Origin of the sequence: Marinobacter bohaiensis (assembly GCF_003258515.1) — a bacterium.
Classification (GTDB): Bacteria; Pseudomonadota; Gammaproteobacteria; order Pseudomonadales; family Oleiphilaceae; genus Marinobacter_A; species Marinobacter_A bohaiensis.
The window spans coordinates 1,061,165-1,086,072 of record NZ_QGEH01000001.1 but is presented as its reverse complement, the minus strand read 5'-3'; the positions used below and the strand labels follow the sequence as shown (position 1 = coordinate 1,086,072).

The 24,908-nt window shown below is 62.7% G+C and carries 20 protein-coding genes; 6 read left to right on the top strand and 14 right to left on the bottom strand.

Annotated features, from left to right (window positions below):
- The first annotated feature begins 247 nt into the window (after nucleotides 1-247).
- Nucleotides 248-1,723 (top strand): NCS1 family nucleobase:cation symporter-1, encoded by a 1,476-nt coding sequence (locus DKK67_RS04820; RefSeq protein WP_204355725.1) that lies wholly within the window; start codon nucleotides 248-250, stop codon nucleotides 1,721-1,723.
- Between the two features lie 9 nt (nucleotides 1,724-1,732).
- On the opposite strand, the gene trpA is transcribed toward DKK67_RS04820, so the two are convergent.
- A complete protein-coding gene (gene trpA / locus DKK67_RS04815; protein ID WP_111494917.1) occupies nucleotides 1,733-2,548 on the bottom strand; it encodes a tryptophan synthase subunit alpha in 816 nt (271 codons plus the stop codon).
- Entirely contained in the window at nucleotides 2,548-3,792 is a 1,245-nt protein-coding gene (gene trpB / locus DKK67_RS04810) for a tryptophan synthase subunit beta (RefSeq protein WP_111494915.1), read from the bottom strand. Before trpB ends, trpA begins: the two co-directional genes overlap by 1 nt.
- Before the next feature lie 110 nt (nucleotides 3,793-3,902).
- Between trpB and DKK67_RS04805 the strand changes: the two genes are divergently transcribed.
- The 3 genes from DKK67_RS04805 (at nucleotide 3,903) to DKK67_RS04795 (ending at nucleotide 8,930) form a co-directional block, all read left to right on the top strand.
- Complete coding sequence (locus DKK67_RS04805) at nucleotides 3,903-4,796, top strand: LysR family transcriptional regulator (RefSeq protein WP_111494913.1); 894 nt, start codon at nucleotides 3,903-3,905, stop codon at nucleotides 4,794-4,796.
- Between the two features lie 105 nt (nucleotides 4,797-4,901).
- Nucleotides 4,902-6,308 (top strand): PilZ domain-containing protein, encoded by a 1,407-nt coding sequence (locus tag DKK67_RS04800; RefSeq protein WP_111494911.1) that lies wholly within the window; start codon nucleotides 4,902-4,904, stop codon nucleotides 6,306-6,308.
- An 18-nt stretch (nucleotides 6,309-6,326) separates the two neighbouring features.
- Nucleotides 6,327-8,930, top strand: coding sequence for an EAL domain-containing protein (locus DKK67_RS04795; protein ID WP_111494909.1), 2,604 nt, complete (start codon nucleotides 6,327-6,329; stop codon nucleotides 8,928-8,930).
- 174 nt (nucleotides 8,931-9,104) lie between these two features.
- Here the strand turns inward: DKK67_RS04795 and DKK67_RS04790 are convergent, their stop codons facing one another.
- The 7 genes from DKK67_RS04790 to DKK67_RS04760 form a co-directional block, all read right to left on the bottom strand.
- Entirely contained in the window at nucleotides 9,105-9,293 is a 189-nt protein-coding gene (locus DKK67_RS04790; protein ID WP_111494907.1) for a hypothetical protein, read from the bottom strand.
- A gap of 38 nt (nucleotides 9,294-9,331) precedes the next feature.
- Nucleotides 9,332-9,829, bottom strand: coding sequence for a hypothetical protein (locus DKK67_RS04785; RefSeq protein WP_111494905.1), 498 nt, complete (start codon nucleotides 9,827-9,829; stop codon nucleotides 9,332-9,334).
- 85 nt (nucleotides 9,830-9,914) lie between these two features.
- Nucleotides 9,915-11,039 (bottom strand): sulfate/molybdate ABC transporter ATP-binding protein, encoded by a 1,125-nt coding sequence (locus tag DKK67_RS04780; RefSeq protein WP_111494903.1) that lies wholly within the window; start codon nucleotides 11,037-11,039, stop codon nucleotides 9,915-9,917.
- A 9-nt stretch (nucleotides 11,040-11,048) separates the two neighbouring features.
- Entirely contained in the window at nucleotides 11,049-11,879 is an 831-nt protein-coding gene (gene cysW, locus DKK67_RS04775) for a sulfate ABC transporter permease subunit CysW (RefSeq protein ID WP_111494901.1), read from the bottom strand.
- Nucleotides 11,880-11,882: 3 nt separating this feature from the next.
- Nucleotides 11,883-12,755 carry a sulfate/thiosulfate ABC transporter permease CysT gene (gene cysT / locus DKK67_RS04770; protein WP_111494899.1) on the bottom strand — a complete coding sequence of 291 codons (873 nt, stop codon included), beginning with the start codon at nucleotides 12,753-12,755 and terminating at the stop codon, nucleotides 11,883-11,885.
- A 16-nt stretch (nucleotides 12,756-12,771) separates the two neighbouring features.
- On the bottom strand, nucleotides 12,772-13,806 hold the full coding sequence (cysP, locus tag DKK67_RS04765; protein ID WP_111494897.1) for a thiosulfate ABC transporter substrate-binding protein CysP: 1,035 nt from the start codon (nucleotides 13,804-13,806) through the stop codon (nucleotides 12,772-12,774).
- A gap of 208 nt (nucleotides 13,807-14,014) precedes the next feature.
- Complete coding sequence (locus DKK67_RS04760) at nucleotides 14,015-15,979, bottom strand: methyl-accepting chemotaxis protein (RefSeq protein ID WP_111494895.1); 1,965 nt, start codon at nucleotides 15,977-15,979, stop codon at nucleotides 14,015-14,017.
- Between the two features lie 332 nt (nucleotides 15,980-16,311).
- Here DKK67_RS04760 and DKK67_RS04755 point away from each other — a divergent pair, with 332 nt between their 5' ends.
- Both DKK67_RS04755 and DKK67_RS04750 read left to right on the top strand, forming a co-directional pair.
- Entirely contained in the window at nucleotides 16,312-17,484 is a 1,173-nt protein-coding gene (locus DKK67_RS04755; protein WP_111494893.1) for an arylamine N-acetyltransferase family protein, read from the top strand.
- 239 nt (nucleotides 17,485-17,723) lie between these two features.
- Nucleotides 17,724-18,467: a substrate-binding periplasmic protein gene (locus tag DKK67_RS04750; RefSeq protein WP_111494891.1), complete on the top strand. Its 744-nt coding sequence runs from the start codon at nucleotides 17,724-17,726 to the stop codon at nucleotides 18,465-18,467.
- A 103-nt stretch (nucleotides 18,468-18,570) separates the two neighbouring features.
- Here DKK67_RS04750 and DKK67_RS04745 read toward each other — a convergent pair whose 3' ends face one another.
- The 5 genes from DKK67_RS04745 to DKK67_RS21925 form a co-directional block, all read right to left on the bottom strand.
- The gene (locus DKK67_RS04745; protein WP_111494889.1) at nucleotides 18,571-19,710 is read right to left on the bottom strand and encodes a glycerate kinase; all 1,140 of its coding nucleotides are present in this window, start codon (nucleotides 19,708-19,710) and stop codon (nucleotides 18,571-18,573) included.
- Between the two features lies 1 nt (nucleotide 19,711).
- Nucleotides 19,712-21,055: a GntP family permease gene (locus DKK67_RS04740; protein WP_111494887.1), complete on the bottom strand. Its 1,344-nt coding sequence runs from the start codon at nucleotides 21,053-21,055 to the stop codon at nucleotides 19,712-19,714.
- A 159-nt stretch (nucleotides 21,056-21,214) separates the two neighbouring features.
- Nucleotides 21,215-22,303: a CdaR family transcriptional regulator gene (locus DKK67_RS04735; RefSeq protein WP_111494885.1), complete on the bottom strand. Its 1,089-nt coding sequence runs from the start codon at nucleotides 22,301-22,303 to the stop codon at nucleotides 21,215-21,217.
- A gap of 103 nt (nucleotides 22,304-22,406) precedes the next feature.
- On the bottom strand, nucleotides 22,407-23,273 hold the full coding sequence (gene nei / locus DKK67_RS04730; protein ID WP_111494883.1) for an endonuclease VIII: 867 nt from the start codon (nucleotides 23,271-23,273) through the stop codon (nucleotides 22,407-22,409).
- 80 nt (nucleotides 23,274-23,353) lie between these two features.
- Nucleotides 23,354-24,670, bottom strand: a complete 1,317-nt coding sequence (locus DKK67_RS21925) for a methyl-accepting chemotaxis protein (protein WP_111494881.1) — start codon at nucleotides 24,668-24,670, stop codon at nucleotides 23,354-23,356.
- Between the last annotated feature and the right edge of the window lie 238 nt (nucleotides 24,671-24,908).

Here is a 24,908-nt window from a genome sequence, read left to right as displayed (position 1 = left end):
CCATCCGGTCCAGACATTCCCGTCGCCGCACCGGACACAACCGTCACTGGAAGCGGAAAAACAGACCGGATGGGTCATTAGCCCCCGAATCGCGCGCCATGGTCCGTGGATACGCCTCTCCGCACCAAATTGAGCCATTCCGGTATGACCAGTGCTTTTCACAGCACCCCTTTTGGCCCTGGCACAGTCCATGCTCACTCGTATGATCATCGAGGTTCCAAAAACAACCTTCTCTGAGGAAGCGACAATGGCGAGCATGCACGGACACACCGAGGGGGCAGCGGGCGAACTGGACAACGACTCGCTGCACCCGCTGCCCAAGGACGAGAAGAAGTGGGGTTGGTTCGAGATCTTCAACGTCTGGGCCAACGACATCCAGAGCCTGTTTGGCTACTCCCTGGTGGCCTCGCTGTTCATCTCCTACGGCGTCACCGGCTGGACGGCGTTTCTGGCGCTGCTGACCGCCAGTCTGCTGGTGATGTGTCTGGTCAATATTTCCGGCAAGCCGGGCGTGGAGCACGGCATTCCCTACCCGGTTCTGGCGCGTGCCAGTATGGGCGTGCGAGGCGCCAAGCTCCCGTCGGTGTTGCGCGCCACGGTGGCGGTGTTCTGGTACGGCGCCCAGACCTATTTTGCCTCGACCGCGCTCTACCTGCTGCTGGTGACCCTTACCGGCTATGAGAGCACCAGCGAATGGATGGGTCTGTCGGCGCTGGGCTGGGTATCCTTCCTGATCGTCTGGGCGCTGCAGATTGCGATCTTCTCGCGGGGCATGAACTGGGTCGGCACCTTCCTCAACCTGGCCGGGCCGTTCGTCTACCTGGTGATGCTGGGCCTGCTGGTGGTGCTTTGGCAGAAGTCCGACGGCCAGCTGTGGGACGCCGCCCAGACCATCTTCGCGCCGGAGAACCCGACCTGGACCAGCGAGTTCAACGGTTTTGTCGCCATCGTCGGCACCATGGTGGCCTACTTCGCAGCGGTGATGATCAACTTCAGCGATTTCTCCCGCTATTCGCGCAGCCACCGTTCCATGAAACTCGGCAACCTGGTGGGGCTGCCGCTGAACATGGTGCTGTTTTCCGCCCTGGCGCTGCTAATCACCGCCGGTGCGGCGGTCATATACGGCGAGAACATCACCAACCCGTCACAGATCGTGGAGCGCACCGACAGCGCCCTGCTGAGCGTGATTGCCGCCGTCACCTTCTTCGCCGCCACCGTGGGCATTAACCTGGTCGCCAATTTCATCCCCGCCGTCAACGGCATCGCCAACATGGCCCCGGCACGGCTCGACTTCAAACGCGCGGGCTGGATCACCTCGCTCTTCGCCCTGGTGATCGGCGGGTTCTGGGTCAGCTTCATCAGCCGCATCGGCATCAGCGGATTCGTGAATACCCTCGGCGCCACCCTGGCACCGCTCTACGGCATCATGGTGATGGACTACTTCATCGTGAAGAAACAGCGCCTCAAGTTGCAGGACCTCTACAGCACCGACCCGGCGGGTGCCTACGCCTATGAAGCGGGCTGGAACCAGAAGGCGCTGTTTGCTTTTGTCATCGGTGCTGTGTTCTCGGTCTCCAGCGTCTGGGTCGAGGAGATGAGCGAGCTGTCCGGCTATGCCTGGCTACTGGGCGCCGCGATCGGAGCGGCCATGTACGCCATGGCCATGTCGTCGGCGGTTCGGGAAGCCGGCGCGCGGTATCACAAAGGCAAGGTGGCGTCTTAACCCAGCCCGCTAGCGAGCCCGGCGTACCCCGTCGGCCAGCTCGCGGGTCAGTCCCAGCACCGCGTCGCGAGCTCCGGCCGAATCCTTGGATCGCTCGATACACTCCACCAGCGCCGAGCCCACCACCACCGCGTCGCTGATCCGGCCAATGGCGGCGGCCTGGTCGGCGTTGCGGATACCGAATCCCACCGCGATGGGCAGGTCCGTGTGCTCGCGGAAACGGGCCAGCGCGCTGTCCACGCTGTCCAGGCTGGCTGACGCGCCACCGGTCACACCGGCCACGGAGACGTAGTAAACGAACCCGGAGGCGCCCTCCAGCACGCGGGCCAGCCGTTCACCGTGGGTCGTCGGCGTGACCAGGCGGATCAGGTCGATGCCCAGGTCCGTGGCCGAGGCGAACAGCGCCCTGTCATGCTCCGGCGGCAGGTCGACGATGATCAGCCCGTCCACCCCGGCCTCGGCCGCATCCGCCAGAAAGCGCTCGACGCCATAGCGGTAGATCGGGTTGTAGTACCCCATCAGCACCAGCGGCGTGTCGCTGTTTTCCTCGCGGAACCGACGCACCATGTCCAGCGTTCTGCGCTGGGTCTGACCGTTACGCAACGCCCGCTGCGCCGCCTTCTGGATTGCCGGGCCGTCGGCCATGGGGTCGGTGAAGGGCATGCCCAGCTCGATCACGTCCGCGCCCGCCGCTGGCAGACCGCGCAGAATGTCGAGCGACGTGTCCGGGTCGGGATCGCCGGCGGTCACGTAGGTCACCAGCGCCGGCCGGTTTTCAGATCGAATGGCTGCAAAACGGGTTTCCAGTCGGGTTGCCTGGCTCATCACGCGTTCCCCTCTTCCGCTGGCTGGTGATCGTGGCCACCTTGTCGGTTACTGCCGAGATAGTCGGCAACGCTCATCATGTCCTTGTCACCCCGACCGCTGAGATTGACCACCATCAGGTGTTCCGGTGGCAGCTTCGGTGCCCGTTTGGCCACTTCCGCCAGGGCGTGGGCGGATTCCAGCGCGGGAATGATGCCTTCCAGGCGACAGCACAGCTGGAAGGCTTCGAGGGCTTCATCATCGGTCACCGAGACGTAGTCGACGCGCTGCTGCTCGTGCAGCCAGGCGTGCTCGGGGCCGATGCCCGGGTAATCCAGCCCGGCCGAAATCGAGTGGGCGTCGGTGATCTGGCCGTCGTCGTCCTGCAGCAGGTAGGTGCGGTTGCCGTGGAGCACACCCGGCACGCCGCCGTTAAGGCTCGCCGCGTGCTTGCCGCTGTCGACGCCCAGGCCACCGGCTTCCACGCCGACCATCTCCACGGATCCATCACCCAGGAAGGGATGGAACAGCCCCATGGCGTTGGAGCCGCCGCCGATACAGGCCACCAGCGAGTCGGGCAGGCGCCCTTCCTTGTCGAGGATCTGGCTCCGGGTTTCACGGCCGATCACCGCCTGGAAGTCACGCACCATGGCCGGGTACGGGTGCGGTCCGGCCACGGTGCCGATGATGTAGAAGGTATCGTCCACGTGGGCCACCCAGTCGCGCAGCGCCTCGTTCATGGCGTCCTTGAGGGTACCGGTGCCGCTGCTGACCGGGATCACTTCCGCGCCCAGCAGCTTCATCCGGAACACGTTGGGCTGCTGGCGCTCCATGTCGGTCTGGCCCATGTAGACCACGCAGGGCATGCCGAACCGGGCCGCCACTGTGGCCGTAGCGACCCCGTGCATGCCCGCGCCTGTCTCGGCGACGATGCGTTTCTTGCCCATGCGTTTGGCCAACAGGATCTGGCCAATGCAGTTGTTGATCTTGTGCGCGCCGGTGTGGTTGAGCTCTTCGCGCTTGAGATAGATGGTCGCGCCGCCGAAATGCTCGGTCAGCCGGTCGGCCCGGTAAAGCGGACTGGGCCGGCCCACGTAGTCACTCTGGAAGTACGCCAGCTGATCCTGGAAATCGCGGTCGTCACGTGCTTCCTGGTAACAGGTCTGGAGCTCCTGGATCAGGGGCATCAGCGTCTCGGCGACAAAGCTGCCGCCGAACGGTCCGAAGAACCCGTCGGCGTCAGGCTGCATGGATGTCTCTTTCATAAGCCACCTGTCTGAAAGAAAGGAATTGGATTAACCGAAAGGCTATCGAAGACAACGGCGGGAAAAAATCGATAGAATTGCAGCTATATGTGAGCTGGAGTCACAGAATAATGAGCCAGGATCTGCCCCCATTGAGCGCACTGCGCGCGTTCGAGGCCACCGCCCGGCTGGGCAGCGTGACCGCCGCTGCGCGCGAATTGCACGTGACCCACGGCGCCGTCAGTCGACAGCTGCGCAGCCTCGACGAACACTTCGGCGCTCCGTTGTTCAGCAAAGCCGGGCGTGGCATCCGGCTCACAAGACAGGGCCGACAGTTGCAGAACGGCGTCGGCGAGGCCTTTGCCCGCCTGCGGGAAAGTTGCGGGGAACTCAAGCGCGCCACCGAAGAGGCGCCGTTCGTGCTGAACTGCCCCGGCAGTCTCCTGTCACGCTGGTTTATTCCGCGCCTGGAACGCTTTCAGCGGGAACTGCCCGACATCAAGCTCCAGGTCGGCGACAGCGACAGCGAACTGGACCCGAGGCGCAGCGAGGGCGGTGCCGCCCTGCTCTTCTCCGAGCCCCCGTTTCCCGCCGATATGGAGGCCATAGAGCTTGCGCCGGAAGACATCTGTGCGGTGGCAAGTCCTGCCCAGGCGCACCCGTTCGATCCGCAACGCCCCGACTCGATCTTCACCGCCCCCCTGCTTCACACCCGCTCACGCCCGCAGGCCTGGCCGCAATGGGCTCGCGCACAAGGGCTGGACGAATCACGCCTGGAACAGGCCCTGCGGAACGGCCAGGGCTTCGACCACCTCTACTATTTGATCGAAGCCGCCCTGGCCGGGCTGGGCGTGGCCATCGCGCCCAGACTGCTGGTGGAGGGGGACCTGGCCAGCGGACGGCTGGTGGCCCCCTGGGGATCGATTGAGACCAGCGGACGACTGTGCCTGCTGCTGCCGCACTACGTGTCCCATCGCCGGGGGGAACGACTGGCCGAATGGCTGCGACTTGAGATAAACCGATAGGCAAGCCGGCTCCCTTCACGCGCCCCAACGCGCCATCGATAGCAGCGCGCTTCTCCGATTATCGGTTCAAACGGACCCGCGGAAACAGATTGGCCCCGATTACGAATGGCGACCTGTCGCAGATTGACCCAGACTGTGAATGGGACAGTTGCTCCATTTTCGAAAGAGCGGAAAGGAATCGCCATGATAAGGATGCATGGGGAGTATCGCCGGCATTTGCGGTCAGGGATCCGAATACCGGTGACGGTGAGCTATGCCGATCACGCGTTCGAAACCAGCACCCTCGACATCTCCGTAAGCGGGTTGCGCCTGAAACGACCGGAAGGAATCTTCATCCGCGCCGGCGAAAAGGTCGACATCCACTTCCGCGACAAGGCCGACACAAAGGTCGTGGCGACGGTGATGCATACCGGCCAGAGCCATATCGGTGTGCAGTTCTACGACCGTCGCTTTACGGGCCCGGAGTTGCGGGCGTTCTACGAAGTGGCGCCCCTCTGGCAACGGCTGAGCACCAGAACCAGACGCGCCCTGTGGAAGCAGGGCCGTCGCTTCGCCGTATTCTCGGCCAACACCTATCTGCGCTCGCTCATACTGGCCCTGGTCAGGCCCAGATTCATCTTCGCGGTGTACGGCAACGAGAAGCAGGTGCGCTCCTATTTCACGCCGGCCATGGCCAGACGCATGCCGTTCAATCTGCTTCTGGGGTTCATCCGCAACGAGAACATGCGCGGGCTGATGGTCGCGCCGCAGTTCCTGGAGGATGAGCTACAGGCCGACTCCGACAAGGTGCGCCTGTACATCGAGCGGCTGCAACAGGACTTCCCCGAAGCCCGGCGGATCGCGCTGGTCGGGCGCCTGCCCAATTTCGTCAAGAAGGCCGGCATAGAGATCGCCCCGCCCCTGGTGGAAGGCAGTCTGGGCACCCGCTACATGATCTGGGATATCGCCCGGCAAATGCGTGAGCGGCCACAGTACCGCGAGCAGAACAGCATTGTGGTGCTGGGCGGGGCCGGACGCATCGGCAACGCCGTGTGCCAGGATCTCACCAGCCTGTACGACCGGGTGATTGGCCTCGATCCCCGCTACGAGGAGGACAACGAGATCACCACCGACCAGGGCACGGTCCTGCAAACCGCGTCGCTGGAGCACCTGCACGACCAGCCGCTCTACATTGCCCTCACCCAGCGCGGCGATGACGTGCTGGACCTGTACACCCACATGCCAGCGGGCGCGATGATCGCCGACGACACCCATCCCTGCATCAGCCTGAAAGTCCGGGAACGCCTGCAGGAAAACCGGATCGAGGTGGAGAAAATCGTGTTGTCCCACGATCAGTTCATGATGTGGCCGCGCATGCCGGACTGGAACAACCGGGATATTCCGGGATGCCTCGTGGAAGCCCTGGTGCTGCTGAACCAGCCGGACATCGCGGAAGGCGGGTTCGACCATTTTTGCCGACAGGCGGAGCGGCTCGGTTTCACCGGCCGCCTGGTCAGGCCCCTGGATGAATAGAGCGGACGGGATAATCCCATGATGCATCTCGGCAGATGGACCACCGGGCCGGTGACGATGTGGAAGGGGGTGATGGTGGCCATGTGGCTGGCGTGCGCCCTGCCGGCCCTCGCCGAAACGCTGTCGATTGACGGCGACAGCGGCCAGTTCCGTCTCAACGACCGCATAGAATACCGGCTGGACGGTACCCGGCCTCTTGAGCAAGTCGTACAGCAGGAGCCATGGCAGGCCAAGTCCGACGATCGGGTGCTGAACCTGGGATTCACCGATCAATCGGTCTGGATCCGGACCTCCCTCACCATCCCGGGCCCCCTACGCCAGCAATGGTTCCTGGTCATCCCCTACCCTCTGCTTGAGGAAGTGGACCTGTTCATCCTGCCCAACGGACAATTACCGGCGAGCTACCACACCAGTCGCGAGAAGACCGAAAACCAGCGCAAACAGGCCCACAGCTACGAGGTGGCGCTGCCCTTGCCCCGGGATCTGAGCGGCCAGGTGACCCTGGTGCTGCGGGCCAGCTCCGCCACATCCCTGCAGGTGCCGGTCGAACTGTGGAGTGAGGATCGTCTGCTGAACCACTTTTCCCGGGAAAGCCTCTATTGGGGCATCTACTTCGGCATCCTGGCGGCCATGGCCACCTACAACCTGTTCCTGTTTCTTTCGATACGGGACTCAGCCTACGGCTACTATGTGCTCTACATTGGCTCCATCAGCCTGCTGATGCTCTGCATTTCCGGGGCCGGCAGCGCCTGGATCTGGAGCGGGGAGCCTCTGCTGACCCGCTATGCCCTCCCCACCAGCACCGCACTGGTGTCCCTGTTTGCCGTGATGTTTGCTCGCAGTTTCCTGAAGTGGGAGGAGATTTCCTATCGCTGGGAACGTAGCCTGGGCATCACCGCCGGGTTGGCCGGGATACTGATCGTCTATACCTGGCTCGATCCCACCAACGGCGCCCTGTTTGCCGGATTGCTGGGTACCCTGGTGATCGTGCTGGTCATCTCCGTTGGGCTCGCGGCCCTGAGGGACGGCGTCGCCAGCGCCCGCTACTTCGTACTGGCCTGGGCCGCGTTTGCCGTGGGGGCCGCCCTGTATCTGCTGAGTGTCTTCAATCTTCTGCCGGTCAACGCTCTCACCAACCATGCCATGCAGGCCGGCTCGGCCGCCGAGGTGCTGCTGCTCTCCTTTGCCCTGGCCCACCGCATCAAGGACGAACGGGCGCGTAAACTGGCGGCCCTGCAAAGACACCAACTGGCCGAGAATCAGATTCGGGATCTGGAAATTCAGAGTCTCGAGCAAGCCATGCATGACCCGGTCACCAACCTGCCCAACACCTCAATGCTCAACCAACAGCTGCAAACGGTCATCAGCCGGGAGCAAACGGTCGCTCTGGTGCTGGTCCACTACCCGCAGGTCAAAGACATAGCGTCCAGCATGGGACGCCATCTGGCGGAGGAAATGTTCTGCCAGTTGACGAAGAAACTGAACCACACGCTCGCCATGCTCGGCGGCGCCATTTGCCTGGAAACCAGACAACCGGCATACATTGCGATCCCCGAGTTCGGTTCAGCGGCATTCATCGTCGAACTGGAACACCTGAAAGGCAGGCTGCGGCCATACGTCGAACAGGTGGTCGGGCACCATGAAGTGTCGTTCCACACCGTCCGGCTTCCCGTGCTCATGAACCTGCACTGCGGCGTAGCCATTTTCCCGGAACACGGTGACAGCACGGAAATCCTCTACCAGCACGCCTCGGCCGCGCGGGACAGCAGTGCGGCCAGCAAGGTGCCGGTGCAAGTGTACAGTGAGGACATTTCCGGCTTCGCCCGACGCCGACTGGAACTGCTGACGGCCCTGCCATCGGCCATCGAAGCCGGCGAACTGGAGCTGTACCTGCAACCACAAATGACCGATATGGGGCGCGAGCTCGTCGGGGCGGAAGTCCTGTTGCGCTGGCACAGCCCGCGCTTCGGCCCCGTGCCACCCTGGGAAATCATTGAGATTGCAGAGAATTCCGGCCTGATGGACCTGCTCTCGCGCTACGTCGTTGCGCAGTCCTGGAGAACCATGCAGGCCCTGCGCGAACGCCACCTGGACATCACCTGCAGCATTAACCTGTCGGTTCAGAACCTGACCGACCGCCACTTCATCCCGGACGCGCTCGAGGGCATTCGGGAACATGGCATTCCCATGGATCGCGTGATCTTCGAGGTGACCGAGACCTCCATGATGCACAACATGGAGTCGGTCATTGGGTCCCTGCTGCTCATCGCCGACAGCGGTTGCCGGATTGCGCTGGACGATTTCGGCACGGGCTACTCGTCACTGGCGTACCTGAGCCGCCTGCCGATCCACGAACTGAAGATCGACCGCTGCTTCATCAGCCAGATGTGCTCCAACCGCAACGACCTGGAAATCGTCAAGAACACCCTGAAACTGGCCCGCACCCTCAACCTGGAAAGCGTGGCCGAAGGCGTGGAGGACCAGTCCACCGTGGCGAAGCTCGACGAGCTGGGCTGCCACCGGCTGCAGGGCTACCTGTTTGCCAAGCCCATGCCGGTGGATGAGTTCTGTCGCTGGGCGTTACGGCAAACGGCCGACGAGAGTGCCGGGAAGGGCCGATGAGCCGGGCCGCCTGATTGCCCAACTAGAAATATGAGCACCCGACGGATATCGTGCGAAGTTTAAACCCGCGCCAGCAGGCCACCCTGGAAATGCCGGCACGGTTCGACGGTGACAACCGGATCCGGGCGCTGCTCAAGGCGCGGCGGCTGGGCTTCATTCTGGCCAGACAAGCGGCTAAAGCGCTGACCGCTCCCGCTCATACTCATCGTAATCCAGCCCGTAGCGCTCCATGCAGCTTTCGTAAGCGCCCGGCGGCTGTCGGGCGCATTCCCGCTTGCCGCTATCCTGAATGCTGTCGTACGTACCGCGACTGGAACAGCCCACAAGCAGCAGCGTGACCACGCACAGGGTGAGACGTTTCATGACAGGGCTCTCCCCCAGGGGCTTCCTTGAGATCCGTTTCAGCGTACCGGCTGCAGGTCCGCGTCATACAGATGCCAGCGCAGCGACGCGGCGGATGCGCCGGGCACGTCGTTGACGCGGCGCAGGATGTAGTGACCGGAGAAGCGCTGAGCCTGGCCGTCGTCCCGCGTCGCCCGGACGATCACCGGCACGGTGGCGTAGAGGGAACCGGCGGCGCCTTCGAGCCGGACATCGCCCGTTACGCCGACCGCCACTTGTCTGGTGCGATCGTAGCCGCTGACGAAGTCTGCGTAGGACTGATTCGGCGGGCCGGAATCGCCCCACAGTTCATAGGCCGTGTCGTAGTCGCCGACACTGAGCGCCGCGTAGTAGCGCCGGACCACGTCGACCGCGCCGGAGGCACCCGAGGCGGCTGCCGCGTTGTTTTCGGGATCAGGCCGGGGATCGGGCGCTCCGGATTGAGGTGCCGTGCTGCAGCCGGCAAGCAGATAGACACTCAGCGAAAGGAGTGGAATGACAAGCCATTTCGTCAACATGGTGCGTCCTGCCCTGCTGGTTCGATGGGCCCGGCGGACATCGTACCGGACCCAAACAGCTTAGCAGTGACGGGCCCCGCCGAGATTACGACGTCTGATGCATCTCGGCATCCTGGCGCTGCGCCCAGTCCAGGGTGCGCGGCTCCTCGGCGTGTTCGCAGAACAGGTGGCCCACTTCCGGCACCGCGTAGCAGCGGTCGCCGCGCTGGGGCCGGCGGGCGTTGAACTCGGTGTGGCTGATGCCGACTTCCCAGAGCTCGTCGCAGGCCCAGCCATCGGGCTTGAGTTCGATGCGGACTTCGGCGCCGATCACGTTGATCGCCTCGATGCGGAACGGCAGGTGGGCGTCCTCGCCCGGTGTCTGAGTCAGGCGTACCTCGTGGGGGCGCAGGTAAAGCTGGGCGTCGTCGTTGTCGCAGCTCTCGGGCAGGCGCACCCAGGCGTCGCCCTGACGGATGGCGCCGTCGCTGATGCGGCCGGACAGCACGTTGACCTGCCCCAGGAATTCGAACACGAAACGGCTGTCCGGACGAGCGTAGAGTTCCAGCGGCGAGTCCACCTGCTCCACCCGACCGTTGCTCATCACCACCACCTGGTCGGACAGCTCCAGCGCCTCTTCCTGGTCATGGGTGACGAACACACTGGTGAAGTGCAGCTCGTCGTGCAGATTGCGCAGCCAGCGGCGCAGGTCCTTGCGCACTTTGGCGTCGAGCGCGCCGAAGGGTTCGTCCAGCAACAGGATTTCCGGGCGCATGGCCATGGCGCGCGCCAGGGCGATGCGCTGTTTCTGGCCACCAGACAGCTGCGCCGGGTAACGCCCGGCCAGGTGGTCGAGCTGGACCATCTCCAGCAGCTCTTTGACGCGCTTGCGGATCTCGGGCTTGCCCGGACGCTCACCACGCGGCAGCACATCCAGACCGAAGGCCACATTCTGGGCCACGGTCATGTGGCGGAACAGCGCGTAGTGCTGGAACACGAAGCCAACGCGGCGGTCGCGCACGTGCAGTTGCGTGACGTCACGGCCGCTGAACAGGATCCTGCCCCGCTCCGGAGTTTCCAGGCCCGCGATGATGCGCAGCAGCGTGGTCTTGCCGGAACCGGACGGCCCCAGCAGCGCCGTGAGCTGGCCATCGGGGATGGTCAGGTCAATGTCGTGCAGCGCCTGGAACTGGTCGAAGAACTTGTTGATGCCCTGGATTTCGATACTCATGGAAAACCCTTAAATTCGGCTCTGGCGCCATTCCACGATGGCTTTCACCACCAGCGTGATCAGCGCGATGCCCGCCAGCAGGGACGAGGCCGCAAACGCCCCGGCGATGTTGTAGTCCTGGTACAGCAGTTCCACGTGCAGCGGCAGGGTGTTGGTCTCGCCGCGAATGTTGCCGGACACCACCGACACCGCGCCGAACTCGCCCACGGCCCGGGCGTTGGTGAGAATCACCCCGTAGATCAACGCCCAGCGGATGTTGGGCAGGGTGATGCGGCGGAACAACTGCCAGCCGGAGGCGCCCAGCACCACGCCGGCCTCTTCCTCTTCGCGGCCCTGCTGCTGCATCAGCGGGATCAGCTCGCGGGCGACGAACGGGCAGGTCACGAACACCGTCACCATGACGATACCGGGCCAGGCGAACATGAGCTGGATATCATACTGCCCCAGCCACTGGCCGACCCAGCCATTGCTGCCGTAGAGCAGCAGATAGAGCAAACCGGCCACCACCGGCGACACGGCGAACGGGATGTCGATCAGCGTGGTCAGCAGCTTGCGCCCCGGGAAGCGGAAACGGGTCACCAGCCACGCCAGGAAGATGCCGAACACCATGTTCAGCGGCACCGTCAGCAGGGCCACGAACAGGGTCAGGCCGATAGCGTGGAGCGTGTACTGATCAAAGATATTGGCGATGTAGCTGCCCCAGCCGTCGGCAAACGCCTGCACGAAGATCAGCACCAGCGGCATGAACAGCAGCAGCACGGTCAGCAACACGGCCAACCCGATCAGGCTACGGCGAATCAGCGCGCCGTCGCCAACGCGACGATGTTTCGGTGCACTCATCCCCTAACCTCCGTGCAGGCGCTTGAGGTAGCGCCCCTGCCAGATGTTGATGGCCAGCAGCAGCAACAGCGACACAGTCATGACCACCGCCGCAATGGCGCTGGCGGCCGGGAAGTCGTACTCCTCCAGCCGCACGAAGATCATCAGGCTGATCACTTCGCTGACGTAGGGGGAATTGCCGGCGATGAAAATCACCGCGCCGTACTCACCCAGACTGCGCGCGAACGACAGGGCGCCGCCGGTAACCACCGCCGGCCAGAGCGCGGGAAACAGGATGCGGCGGAACACGGTGAAATCCGAAGCGCCCAGGCTCATGGCCGCCTCTTCGTCCTCCGGTGCAAGCTCTTCCAGCACCGGCTGCACCGTGCGCACCACGAACGGCACGCTGGTGAACGCCATGGCCACCACAATGCCCAGCGGCGTGTAGGCCACTTCGATGCCCATCGACGACAGCACCTGCCCGTACCAGCCGTTCTCGGCGAACAACGTCGCCAGGGTGATGCCGGCCACCGCCGTGGGCAACGCGAATGGCAGATCCATGATCGCGTCCAGCAGGCGTTTGCCCGGGAAGTCATAACGCACCAGTACCCAGGCCATCAACAGCCCGAACACGCAGTTGAACAGGGACGCGCCCAAGGCCGCCAGCGCGGTGACCTTGTAGGAAGCCACCACGCGCGGGTCGGTGATCACGAACCAGAACTGGTCCCAGCCCATGCCGCCGGCACGGATCACCAGACCGGCGATCGGCAGCAGCAACACCAGGCTGATGAAGAAAAGCGAAATGCCGAGGCTTAGACCGAACCCCGGCAACACGCGTTTGGATTTGGGCGCGGTCAGGCGGGAAGCCGACCGCGCGGGCACATCAGTGGTCGCCATGGATCAACGCACGTTCCTAGCGCTGACGCTGCAGCTGGTCGAGCTTGCCGCCGCTGGCGAAGTGAGTCTGCATGGCGCTTTCCCAGCTGCCAGCGATCTCCTGGATCGACATCAGCTTGAGGTCCGGGAACTTGTCCGCCATCTCTTTCTGCACGGTTTCGTTGTGGACCCGATAGTTGAAACCCGCCAGCAGGCGCTGGGCATCCTCGGAGTAGAGGTATTCCAGGTACTCTTTGGCCAGCTTCTCGTTGCCCTTCTTCTCGATGTTCTTGTCGATCCACGCCACCGGGAATTCGGCCAGGAAGCTGACCTTCGGCACCACCACTTCGAACTGCTTGTCCGGGTTCAGCTCGGGGATGTTGTTAACCTCGGACTCGAACGTCAGCAATACGTCGCCCAGGCCGCGCTCAACGAAGGTGGTGGTGGCGCCACGACCGCCGGAGTCGAACACCTTGACGTGGCCGAGCAGCTCGCTCATGAAAGCGTCGATTTTATCCTGGTCATCACCGTACTTGTCCTTGGCGTAGCCCAGCGCCGCCAGGTACGTGTAGCGGCCGTTACCGGACGTCTTCGGGTTGGGCATGATCAGCTCCACGTCCTCACGGATCAGGTCATCCCAGTTCTCGATGTTCTTGGGGTTACCGTCGCGCACCAGGAACGCCATGGTGGAGTAGTACGGCGAGCTGTTGTTGGGCAGGCGCGAGGCCCAGTCCTCGGGAATCAGGCGGCCGCGCTCGGCGAGGATGTTCACGTCAGTCACCTGGTTGTAGGTCACGACGTCCGCGTCGAGCCCCTGCAGGATGGCGCGCGCCTGCTTGGAGGAACCAGCGTGGGACTGCTGGATCTCGACGGTTTCACCGGTCTCTTCCTGCCAGTGCCTGGCAAACAGTTCGTTGTAGTCGGCGAACAGTTCCCGCGCGATATCGTAGGACGAGTTCAGCAGTTGACGATCCGCCGCCGAAGCCGGGCCGGCCAGCGACAGAACCAGCGCCAGGGCACCCAGCGCCCGGCCCTTGCGGGATGTGAAGACGGATGAAAAAGCATTCGGCATGACTGACAGCGCTCCCTGATTGCACAGCATTCACATATTCAGCTTGAGAATAAGTGACAAGTGTTTTTAGAACCAGAACGATAAGACACCGTTAGCAAAACAACAATGCCCTGCCTAGACGAATTCTGCCTTTTATTGGAACGGGTGGTTATAAAAACGGAGAGCGGGATAAACCCGGGAGGCCAGCCACCTCCCGGGTTCGACGCCATCAGGTCTTAAAGCGCGACACCAATTGCGTCAGGCGCAGATTGAGATCCGCCTGGTCGGAGCAGAGCTGGTCCACTTTGGTGGACACCTCGGTCACGTCATTGGCCGAGTCGTTGATGGTGACGATGTTGCGATTGATCTCCTCGGTCACCGAATGCTGCTCTTCCGCCGCGCTGGCGGTCTGGGTGGACACGTCGCGGATGCGCTCGACGGCGTTCTCAATGTTATCGAAGGCTTCCAGCGCTTCGCCGGAGGCGGTCACCGCAGCGGTCGACTCCTCGGCGCTCTGCGTCATGGCCGAGGACACGTCCCGGGTCCGGTTGACCAGGTTGCCCAGGATCTCGTTGATTTCCTCGGTCGACGCCTGGGTACGCTTGGCGAGACTGCGGACTTCATCCGCCACCACCGCGAAACCCCGCCCCTGCTCGCCGGCCCTGGCCGCTTCGATAGCGGCGTTGAGCGCCAGCAGGTTGGTCTGCTCGGCGATATCGCGGATGGCCGTCAGGATGCTGTTGATGTTGCTGGTTTCCTTCTCCAGCTCGCGGATCATATCGGTGGACGAACCGATGCGCTCGCCCAGCTCCTTGACGCTGGCCGCGCTGCGGTTGATCACGTCCTTGCCGGCCAGGGTCGCCTCCAGCCCTTTCTCGGACATGGACGCCGTGTCGACGCAGTTGGTGGCCACCTCGTTGGCCGCCGCCGCCATTTCGGTCACCGCGGTGACGATCTGCTCGATGGACGACAGCTGCCTGGTGGAACTGTCCGCCAGTTCCACGGACCGGGAATTGGTCTCGGTGGACACGCCTTCCATTTTCCGCGAGGTCTCCTTGATCGCATCGATCATCTCGCGGGTCGACTCGATGAACTGGTTGAACCACGTCGCCAGCTCACCGACTTCGTCCTTGCTGGACACCTCAATGCGGGTGGTCAGGTCGCCTTCACCCTCAGCGATGGTCTTGAGGCTGTCCTTCACCTGGTTGATCGGTGTCACGATGCGGTTGGCGATATAGAGGCCGATGGCCCCGAACAGGATCACCAACACCGCACTGATGATCGCGGTGTTCACACCCACTTCCCGGGCGCTGGCGAAGATTTCGCTGCTCTGCTTGAAGCCGACGAACTTCCAGCCCAGATCCGGCGATTCGTAGACGTTGGCCATGTAGTCCACACCGTCGACGGTGACGTCGATCACGCCGTTGTCGGTATCGGCGATCTGCGAGAAATACCCCGCCTCCATGCCGTCCAGCGGCTTGAAGTTGTTCTCCGGATGGCCACCGTCCACCAGGATGTTGCCGTCCCCCTGGATGATCATCAGGTAGCCGGTGTCACCGAAACGCACCTTCTTGACCATCTCGGTCAGGGATTTGAGCGACACGTCCAGGGCCACCACTCCCTCGAAGTCGCCGGCGTTGTTCCTGAACGCCTTCAGGATGGACACGTAGAAGGCGTCGTCCGGCTCCCAGTAGTATCCGTCCCGGCGGACGACGTCGTAGTTGCCGTCCTTCGCCATATCGAACCAGGGCTTGGCGCGCGGGTCCCAGTCGCCATAGCCGGCGGTTCCGGGCCACTCGGCGTAACCGCCGTGCTTGTCGCCCATGTAGACGTAACCCAGCATGGGGTTGTTGTCGCCGATGCTGCTGAACAGATCGAAGATGGCTTCTTCCCGACCGCCCTGCTCGCGGGCCACCTGCGATGGTTTGCGCGCCTCGCCGAAATAGGTGGACAGCTTACCAGCCTGAGCGTCCTTCACGGCCGCGGCGTCGGCCATGAAGGACACCTGGTAGCCCATGACGTTCAGGAAGTTGCTGAACGAGTCGTCGACGATGGAAATATTGGTGGTACTGGTCTCCACAAAGTCCTGCTGCGCCTGCTGGATGGCGTTGCGCACAGTGACCGTCGAGACGATCAGGACCGGGATCAGGGTGGTTCCGAGAAGCGCCGCCAGCAACTTCGACTTGAGCTTCATGAGGTTGTCTCTCGCATTAAGGCGCAAAGCATTCCTGACGTCCGATGTCGACACGCTTTGAGAAATCGGTGACGCTCCTTCCCGAGCATCGACGCGAGCGCCCGATAGTACTGGCGACTGATCGCAAAAACATCAGGTTGCTTCCAAAAACGGTTCATTTGTTACACGCTTTTACAACTGACCCGGCGCCGGAGCCGCGGGCCTCCGTTTCCTGTACAAATGTCGTTTTCATTCGTTACGCCAAAACCCTTGACCTCAACTTAACTTGAGGAACTATGTTCGTGGACCATCACCTCAGGCCAGCCCCAAAACACGACAAGGAGAACGGATTCATGAATCAGGACATCAAGCCCGAAACAGGCACCACCGAGCAACCGCCAGTGGCCAGGAAAGTTCTGGTTCTGGGGCGCTCGGACGCCGTCCTGCAAACGGTTCTGGATGAGCTGACCGCGTTTGGCATCGAGGCCCGGGGCACGGCATCACCAGAGAGCGCAGCGGACCACTTCGACGCGCGGGATTTCGACCTGATTGCCCTGGGCCGGGGGCTACTGGGTGAGGCCGGCGACGCACTGAAAGCCCGGTTGCGCCAGCGCCACCCCGGGGTGCGCCTGCTCGATACCTACGCCCCCTTTGCCGCACACCAGATCATTGCTGCCCTGGACCGGGAGCAACCGCCTGTCCCGGACCTGGACGCCTACTGCGCGCGCATCGGCTACCACGGCCCGCTCACCCCGACGCTGGAGACCCTGCAAGGTCTGCATGCACGTCACCCCGACGCCATCGCCTTCGAAGCCATCGACGTGTTGCTGGACCGGGGCGTGGACATCTCGCCCAAAGCCGTGGAGGACAAGCTGATCCACGCCGGCCGCGGCGGCTACTGCTTTGAACACAACGGGCTGTTCAAACGGGTACTGGAGGCGCTCGGCTTCCACGTGGAGGGCCTGACCGCGCGCGTGCGCTGGATGGCCAGACCGGGCTCGGCGCCGCAGCCGCACTCGCACATGGCCCTGAAGGTCTGGATCGACCACCGGCCCTGGCTGGTGGACGTCGGCTTCGGCGGCAACGTCCTCACCACACCGTTGCGCATGGACACCACCGAGCCTCAGCCCACCCAGCACGAGACTTTCCGCCTCATTCCCTACGGCCCGGGCTTGCTGCTGCAGGCGCAGATCGATGGAGACTGGCGACCGGTTTACGAGCTGTCCGGCGAGCCGTTGCTGAACGGCGACTACGAAGTGGCCAACTGGTACACATCGACCTACCCGCAGTCGCCGTTCCGCTCACACCTGATGGTGGCACGCACCACACCCGACGCTCGCTACAAACTGCTCAATGGCCGGCTCACCACGCAGTTTCCGGATGGCACCTCCCACCGCCTGGAGCTGGATGCAGAGGGTCTGGAGCAGGTGCTGCGGGACACCTTCGGACTGCCGGTGACGGCAGAATGGCGAGGAATGATCGAGCAGGCTATAGAACGGACGGCCGAAGCCGATCCGGTCGAGTAACCGAAGCGGGCTCCGGACGTGCCGGAGCCCCTCGCGCCGACCCGACGCCGCCGCGTCGAACAGGATCTGTTCCGGTTTCTACGAATTGCCAAAACGCATCACCTGAGAGTGACTTTTTCTTGCGTTTCAACATGTTGCAAAAGTGTAAAGAAGAAAGAACGGACCTGTTGCACTGAACAAACGTTCAATATCATGCCGCGCTCCCAGATCACGTTTATTGGAATGAATGGAGCGAGTTCATGAAAGGAAAAGTCGGGCTGCTTTGCGCCTTACTGATGATGGCCGGTTGCGCCACTGCCACCGAGGAGCTGCGGGTATACACCGAGCAGTATCCTCCCTATAACATGACCACCAACGGACAGCCGTTCGCCCACTCGGCGGAAGACATCACCGGCCTGTGTACGGACGTGTTGAAAGCCATGCTGGCGAAGACCGACCTGGAACACAGCATCAAGCTGCGTGACCTCGCCTACGGCATGAACCGGACCGAGCAGCATCCCAATCACGCCATCTATTGCGTCTCCAAGACCGATGAGCGCGAACCATTCTTCAACTGGGTGGGACCGCTGTCGTCCATCGAGTGGACCCTGTTCGCCAAGCCCGGCTCCTCGATTGAACTCGATGACCTGGACGATGCCCGCAAGTACAAAATCGGCGGCTACAAAGGCGACGTCATGACGACGTACCTGGCGGAAAAGGGCTTCGACGTCACCGCTATCAGCAACAACGGCCTGAACGCCCGTCGCCTGGTGGAAGACCAGATCGACCTGTGGGTGGCTGATGGCCTGGCCGGCCCCTACCTCGCCGCCGACGCCTCCGACGTCACCAACCTGAAGCGAGTGCTGGTGTTCCGCGAAACGCCGATGTATCTGGCCGTGAACAAGAACACCGATCCGGAAATCCTGAACGAACTGAACGAAGCCTATCGGGCACTGGTTCAGTCCGGCGACAAGGACACCATCTCACGTTCCTACGGGTTCTGATCGTTCCCCTGCAATGACCGGGAACCGGCGGGAATCATCGCCGGTTCCCGCCGCACTCCCCGTACACGCCTGACATCATGCAGCGCCAGGCCGTAGCAACGCGTTATCGGCGGGAGCCCAGGGCACCGGCAAAACGAGCCAGTTGTTCGGCGGACTGAACCAGGTTTGCGTCTGCCGCGTCTATGGCATCGGCCAGGGAAGAAGGTCCCTGGACGACCGGGAAAGCGGCCGTCAGCCCGATAGCGTGAAGCGCCTGGAGATCGTTGCCGACTCGGCCTCCCAGCCCTATGACGGGAACACCATGCTTGAGCGCCAGGGAAGCAACGCCCGCAGGCGTTTTCCCCTGGGCACTCTGGCTGTCAATGGCCCCCTCGGCGGTGATCACCAGATCAGCACCGCGAATCCGGTCTTCCAGCCCCACCGTTTCCATGATCAATTCGATCCCCGATTGGAGTCGGGCACCGAGGACGCCTCCCAGCATTCCACCAATACCGCCAGCGGCTCCGCTGCCGGCAAAAGAATGCATGTCAAACCCGGCGCCTCCGGCCAGATCGGAAAAGCGCGACAATGCGGCGTCCAGAGTACGAACCATGTCCGGCGTCGCCCCTTTCTGCGGACCGAACACAGCCGCTGCGCCGTTTGGTCCGAGCAGCGGATTCGTCACATCGCAAGCCGCTGTCAGCTCGATGCCCGCCAGTTTCTCAAGCGCCGGCACCATATTGATACGCGCGAGCTGAGTCAGCCCCACGCCACCGGGACAGACATCGTCACCGGCCGCATCAAGCAGCTCTGCACCCAGTGCCTGGAGCAGACCCGCCCCGCCGTCCGTCGTGGCACTTCCACCCAGACACAGCACCAGTTTCTCGGGACGATGGGCGATTGCCGCACGGATCAGCTCACCGGTGCCGTAACTGGTCGCGCACAAAGCGTCCCGCTCCGCCACGGGCACCCGGTGCAGGCCACTGGCCTCAGCGACCTCAACGATCGCGGTGCGGCCCCGGTTCACCAGGCCGTACGAGGCGCGAACGGGCCGGCCAAGCGGGCCCGTTACTTCCACCGAGTGCAAGTCACCACCCTGCGATTCAACCAGGGCAAGCGTGCTGCCTTCACCGCCATCGGCGAGGGGCACTTCCAGGACATCATCCCCCGGAGCGCCCCGCTTCCAGCCGCGCGCAATTGCTGCAGCCACAGCGTTAGCAGACAGGCATTCCTTGAACGAGTCCGGTGCGATAACAACGCGCATGTCAGAGTGCTACCTGAGCAACCAGCCAGACGCACACGATCGTGACCAGCCCCATGAGCAACGTCGCGGCAGTATGGGACTTGTAGGCCGTAGCGACGTCCATCTTGCTGAACTGGGAGACGACCCAGAAATAGCTGTCGTTCGCGTGGGAGACTGTCATCGCACCGGCACCTATCGCCATGACGGTCAGTACACGCCCAAACTCGGAGTCCAGACCCAACTGGCCCAGCAGAGGCGCGACCAGGGCTGAGGTTGTGACGAGGGCTACGGTCGAAGAACCTTGCGCCGACTTCAGTGCCGCCGCCACCAGGAACGGCATAATCACACTCAGCCCCAGTGTCGACAACGTGTCACCCAGATATTCACCCAGCGGCGTGGCCGCCAGGACCGTCCCGAACGCACCGCCGGCACCCGTAATCAGAATAATCGGTGCGGAGACTTCCAGCCCTTTCTGGGTATGACGGGCGAACTCTTCCAGTTTCTTGTCCCCCTGCAACAGCAACAGGGCGAACCCCAGACCGATCATCAAAGCGTTCAGCGGTTTGCCCAGGAAGTTCAGCGCTTCATAGAGACCGCCCTCGCCCAGGGGCGCTGTGGGATAGTTGGCCACCGATCCCAGGCAGATCAGGACAATAGGCACAAAGATCGGCGCAAAAGACGCCCAGGCCGACGGCAACTCGCCGTAGTGTTCCTTCGCTTCCTCGAATGCCTCTTCCGCCAGATCCAGCTCCCGGCTGTCCAGCTTCCGGCAGCGAGACGCCCAGAACAGGCCGGCCAACGCGGCGATAACAGCAAATACAAAGCCTACGGCAATCACCAGCCCGAGACTGTCCTCGAGGCCGAGGTTGCCGGCTGCCGCAATGGGGCCCGGTGTCGGAGGAACCAGGGTATGGGTCGCAAACAGCCCGGTGGACAGGGCAACGGTCATGGCAACGGGGGACACGGAAAGGGTCCGGGCCATGGAGCGCTTCAGACTGTTCAGAATCACGAAGCCCGAGTCACAGAAAACCGGTATGGAAACGATAAAGCCGACCAGGGACATCGTCAGCGACGGGAACCGCTGCCCCAACGCCTTGATGATGGTTTCCGCCATGACAATCGCCGCACCGGTGCGTTCGAGAATAACCCCGATGATCGTCCCGAGCACGATAACCAGCCCGATATAGCCGAGGATATTGCCGAAACCGGTGCGAATGGTCTGCTCAATTGAGTCGAGGGGCAAACCGAACGCAAAGGCCGCCAGGAACGATGCCAGAAGCAGGGTAATGAAGGGGTTCAGCTTGAGCTTGCTGGTCGCGAAGACGATAAACACAATCAGCGCCACCAGGATCAGAACCAAGTGCATGAATACTCTCCTTTGGAAAACATTGTTGTTGGTATGGAGCGTTATTGGTGTGGAGCCAGAGTCCAGTGCGTCAGTTTAGAAGCTGAGCCCGGACAGGTCGTTAGCCAATAGAACAGAAATCAGCTTTCTGAAACCGAGAAAATTGTTCACCTGGACAACTCAGCGCGTCACCAGAGCCAACTGCAGCACCAGCAGATCCCGCATCGAAAAGGGCGACAGGCCCGTCAGCGACTCAACCTTGTGCAGGCGATAGCGCACCGTGTTGGGGTGGACATGGAGTTGCTCCGCGCAGTACGGGATCTGTCCATCGCAATCGATATAGCGTTCTAGTGTCCGCAGATAGAGCGCCCCATGGCGATGGTCGAGCAGGCCGTCCAAGACGGCTTGCAACTGGGATTGCTGCCAGCCAGGCCCCAGGCTGTGCCAGAGCACAGCGACGTGGAAATCCGCGTAGTGGAGATCCCGTTTGTCAGGTGCCTGACGACGGCCGACCTCAAGGGTCATCCGGGCCGACTGATAGCCCATCTGGAAGTGCGTCGAGAAGGTCGCCCCGACGGCCAGTATGACGTCATCCCGCAGCGGCAGGTTCAGTAGTCGTCGGACCTCCTCGGGGTCAGGCTGTGGCTGTTCGGTTTCCAGGAACAGCAATAGTTGCCGGGGCGACAGATGCATCGCCAGCGCCGTTTTATGACGCTGTTCGACTGCCGGCAACAGGGGAGCCAGCACCTGATCAACAGACTTTTGGCTGGTCGCCTCAACCAGCAGCGCAACGCGCTGGCGGCTCATATCGATGCCCAGTTGTTCGAACCAGACGGCCGGGACCGGCTTACCCTCACAAGCGGCCAGCAGTGTCTCTTCAATCTGCCGACGACGATGCTGACCCGCAGCGAGTAACGCGGCCTGCTCCAGCATGAGCTCGGCCGTCATGCAGACCAGATCGGCAAGGTGTGACACCTCGCCGGGGGAGCCGGAAATACCCACGACCGCCGCCAGCTGCCCGCCTACCGTGACGGGCAGGTTCACCCCGGGCTTCGACCCGGGATACTCGTGAACATCGGCCGCCTCAATAAGCAGTGGCTCGCAACGCTGCGCAACCAGTCGCGCTGCAGCATGAACGCTGCCGACCCGGCGTGGTTCACCGGAGGCAATAATCACCCCGTCCGGGCTCATTACATTTACGGAATGGCCAATCGCGAGCATTGTCCGCTCGACAATGCGTTGGGCCGTTGGCTGATCGAGAACGAGCACGTGTAAAGGTCCGGTTCGTCAGAAAAGAATAGAGGCGCTCCAGCGCCAGTCGACGCACGAACGCTAGCACGAGTGGCGAACAAGGTCATGGGCGAGCCGATCTTCAAGGCACCGGCGGGTGCTTCGCCGATTCCTCCGGTGCCTGACAGCCGGGGCAATGGTACAACCGGCGGCTCGCCCGGGTTGTCTTCACGATAGCCCCACCGCACTCGTGGCAGGCCTGACCGTCTCGATTGAACACCATGTGGCGGCGCTGGCCATAGGTCCAGCCGTTGTGTTTCAGGCGTTCGGCTCGTTCCGGATCGTTGGTGATGCCCTTGAGGCGATAGGCGCGTTCGATCATTTTCAGAATCGCCTCGGCCAACCGGAGGCGCTCGCTGTCGTCCAGCTCCCTCGGGCGTCGCATTGGCGCCAGACGAGCCTCGAACAGGATCTCGGAGCGCAGGTAGTTACCAATGCCGGCGACGAAACCCTGGTCGAGCAGCAACCCGCCCAGATTGCGGCCGCGGAATCGTTGATCGTCGAACACCGCCAGCAAATCCTCGACCGATACGGTCTGGTTGAGCGGATCCGGGCCAAGTCGTGTCAGGTAGTCCACCTGATCCAACTCGTCCGGCCGCACCAGGCGGATGTCCGACGCGCTATACAGCCGGGCCGCCTTGCGCAGGCCGAATACCGCGAAACGGAGCTGGCGTTGGGTCTGGGGTTCCCGTTCCGGGGTTCCAATCTGCCACTTCCCGTACAACTGGTTGTGGCTGTAGACGCACCAGGGGCCGTCCTCGTCGGTCGCGGCCAGAAACACCAGAACCGCCTTGCCCCGGGCTTCGACGCTGGTCACCCTCCGCCCCCTCAGCAAACTTTCAAAGGGCTTGAACCGGTCGAAGGCGAACAGGACCCGCTCGGCCGTCTGACCGGCAACGGCGTGGCTGATGTCATCGACCATCCGTCGGATTTCAGGGCCTTCGGGCATCGGCTCGCTCCACTCCGGAATGACTGGACTGAGAGCTACGCCGGGACAATGGGATCAGATCAGGCAAGGCCGACGCCGGGTCAACGCTCCAACCGGTTCGAGAACTGCGACACCGCATCCACCACTTTACGCGCCGCGTCCTGAATGTCGTTTATCACGCCGCTGGCTTCGTTGACCAGCCCCCTCACCTCTTCGGTCTGGGTCTTGCCCGATTCGATGATGCGGACGGCGTCGGAGGTGAGCGTCTGGTTCTTGCCGACCACACCGAAGATCTCTTCGGTCGCATCGGAGGTCCGGGAGGCCAGTTGGCGCACTTCATCCGCCACCACCGCGAAGCCGCGGCCCTGATCACCGGCGCGGGCCGCTTCGATGGCGGCGTTGAGGGCCAGCAGGTTGGTCTGGTCGGCAATGCCGCTGATGTTCTGGATGATGCTATTGATGGTCTGCGACTGCTTGTCCAGCTCGCCGATGCCGTCGACGGCTTTCTCCATCTGTTCGGCGAGCTGCTGCATCACCTCCGCGGTCTTCTGCATCACCTCCATGCCGCGCTTGGCACTGGCGTCGGTGTCCTGGGAGGTTTCGTAGGCGACACTGGCGGTGTTGGCCACTTCCTGGTCCTGCTTGACCTTGTCGGTGATGACCGTCGCAAACTTGACCACCTTGTAGTACTCGTCCCGCGAGTCGGTCAGCGGGTTGTAGGATGCCTCCAGCCAGACTTCATGGCCGTAGCGGTCGACCCGCTTGAAGCGGTCGGCGACAAAATCGCCTTGCCCCAGCCGGTTCCAGAACTGCTCGTAGTCGCTGGAGTTGTAGACCTCGGGCGGACAGAACATGCGGTGATGCTTGCCCTTGATCTCCTCCAGGGAATAGCCCATCGCGTCCAGGAACAGGTTATTGGCGTTGAGTACGTGACCGCCCATATCGAACTCGATCACGGCCGTCGAACGTTGCATGGCCTGGATCAGGTTCTCGTGCTGGCGGGAGGATTCGATGGTGCGGGTCAGGTTGTTGGCGAAGATGGTGAAGTGATCCAGATTGCCATCGCTGCGCTTGATCGGGCACACCGAGGCGCGCAGCCAGAAATGCGTCCCCGCCGGGTTCTGCACCTGCCAGGCTCCGACCCAGAACGCACCGGTATCAATCGCGTCCATCATCCGGCGATAGTGCTCGGTGTCACGCAAGTAGGTCGGCACCAGATCCCGGACGTGTCGGCCGTCCAACGCGGACAGGCCGCCGCCAAACTCGGCCTCGAAATTCCCGTTACAGGAGATGATCCGCCCACCGGTATCCAGCTCCAGCTTCATCACTTCCGTCGAAATGTCCGCGACTAACTGCCGCAGCATGTAGAGCTCTTCCTTCAGGGCGGCGTTTTCTTTTCGCAGTTCGTTTCCAAACATCGACAACAGTCCTGTAATGGGAGAAGACGACAGAGATGAAGGCCCTCATTGGCCGGCCGGGAGATCCCCCTCACTCATCCACGCGACGAGTCGGCTGGCAAGGTGGGCAGTGGTTCACGCCACACCCCAGCCGCTCAACAATAGATGTATCGGCTGCAACGGCTGGATGTTTAGCCAGATCATCATTGACGACCGCAAGGAACCGGTAATTGGCTATCATTGTAGACGCCGGGTCTGT

Coding starts and splice junctions, on each gene's coding strand:
- DKK67_RS04820 (WP_204355725.1), top strand. CDS start 248: ATGGCGAGCATGCACGGACACACCGAGGGGGCAGCGGGCGAACTGGAC.
- trpA (WP_111494917.1), bottom strand. CDS start 2,548: ATGAGCCAGGCAACCCGACTGGAAACCCGTTTTGCAGCCATTCGATCT.
- trpB (WP_111494915.1), bottom strand. CDS start 3,792: ATGAAAGAGACATCCATGCAGCCTGACGCCGACGGGTTCTTCGGACCG.
- DKK67_RS04805 (WP_111494913.1), top strand. CDS start 3,903: ATGAGCCAGGATCTGCCCCCATTGAGCGCACTGCGCGCGTTCGAGGCC.
- DKK67_RS04800 (WP_111494911.1), top strand. CDS start 4,902: ATGGCGACCTGTCGCAGATTGACCCAGACTGTGAATGGGACAGTTGCT.
- DKK67_RS04795 (WP_111494909.1), top strand. CDS start 6,327: ATGATGCATCTCGGCAGATGGACCACCGGGCCGGTGACGATGTGGAAG.
- DKK67_RS04790 (WP_111494907.1), bottom strand. CDS start 9,293: ATGAAACGTCTCACCCTGTGCGTGGTCACGCTGCTGCTTGTGGGCTGT.
- DKK67_RS04785 (WP_111494905.1), bottom strand. CDS start 9,829: ATGTTGACGAAATGGCTTGTCATTCCACTCCTTTCGCTGAGTGTCTAT.
- DKK67_RS04780 (WP_111494903.1), bottom strand. CDS start 11,039: ATGAGTATCGAAATCCAGGGCATCAACAAGTTCTTCGACCAGTTCCAG.
- cysW (WP_111494901.1), bottom strand. CDS start 11,879: ATGAGTGCACCGAAACATCGTCGCGTTGGCGACGGCGCGCTGATTCGC.
- cysT (WP_111494899.1), bottom strand. CDS start 12,755: ATGGCGACCACTGATGTGCCCGCGCGGTCGGCTTCCCGCCTGACCGCG.
- cysP (WP_111494897.1), bottom strand. CDS start 13,806: ATGCCGAATGCTTTTTCATCCGTCTTCACATCCCGCAAGGGCCGGGCG.
- DKK67_RS04760 (WP_111494895.1), bottom strand. CDS start 15,979: ATGAAGCTCAAGTCGAAGTTGCTGGCGGCGCTTCTCGGAACCACCCTG.
- DKK67_RS04755 (WP_111494893.1), top strand. CDS start 16,312: ATGAATCAGGACATCAAGCCCGAAACAGGCACCACCGAGCAACCGCCA.
- DKK67_RS04750 (WP_111494891.1), top strand. CDS start 17,724: ATGAAAGGAAAAGTCGGGCTGCTTTGCGCCTTACTGATGATGGCCGGT.
- DKK67_RS04745 (WP_111494889.1), bottom strand. CDS start 19,710: ATGCGCGTTGTTATCGCACCGGACTCGTTCAAGGAATGCCTGTCTGCT.
- DKK67_RS04740 (WP_111494887.1), bottom strand. CDS start 21,055: ATGCACTTGGTTCTGATCCTGGTGGCGCTGATTGTGTTTATCGTCTTC.
- nei (WP_111494883.1), bottom strand. CDS start 23,273: ATGCCCGAAGGCCCTGAAATCCGACGGATGGTCGATGACATCAGCCAC.
- DKK67_RS21925 (WP_111494881.1), bottom strand. CDS start 24,670: ATGTTTGGAAACGAACTGCGAAAAGAAAACGCCGCCCTGAAGGAAGAG.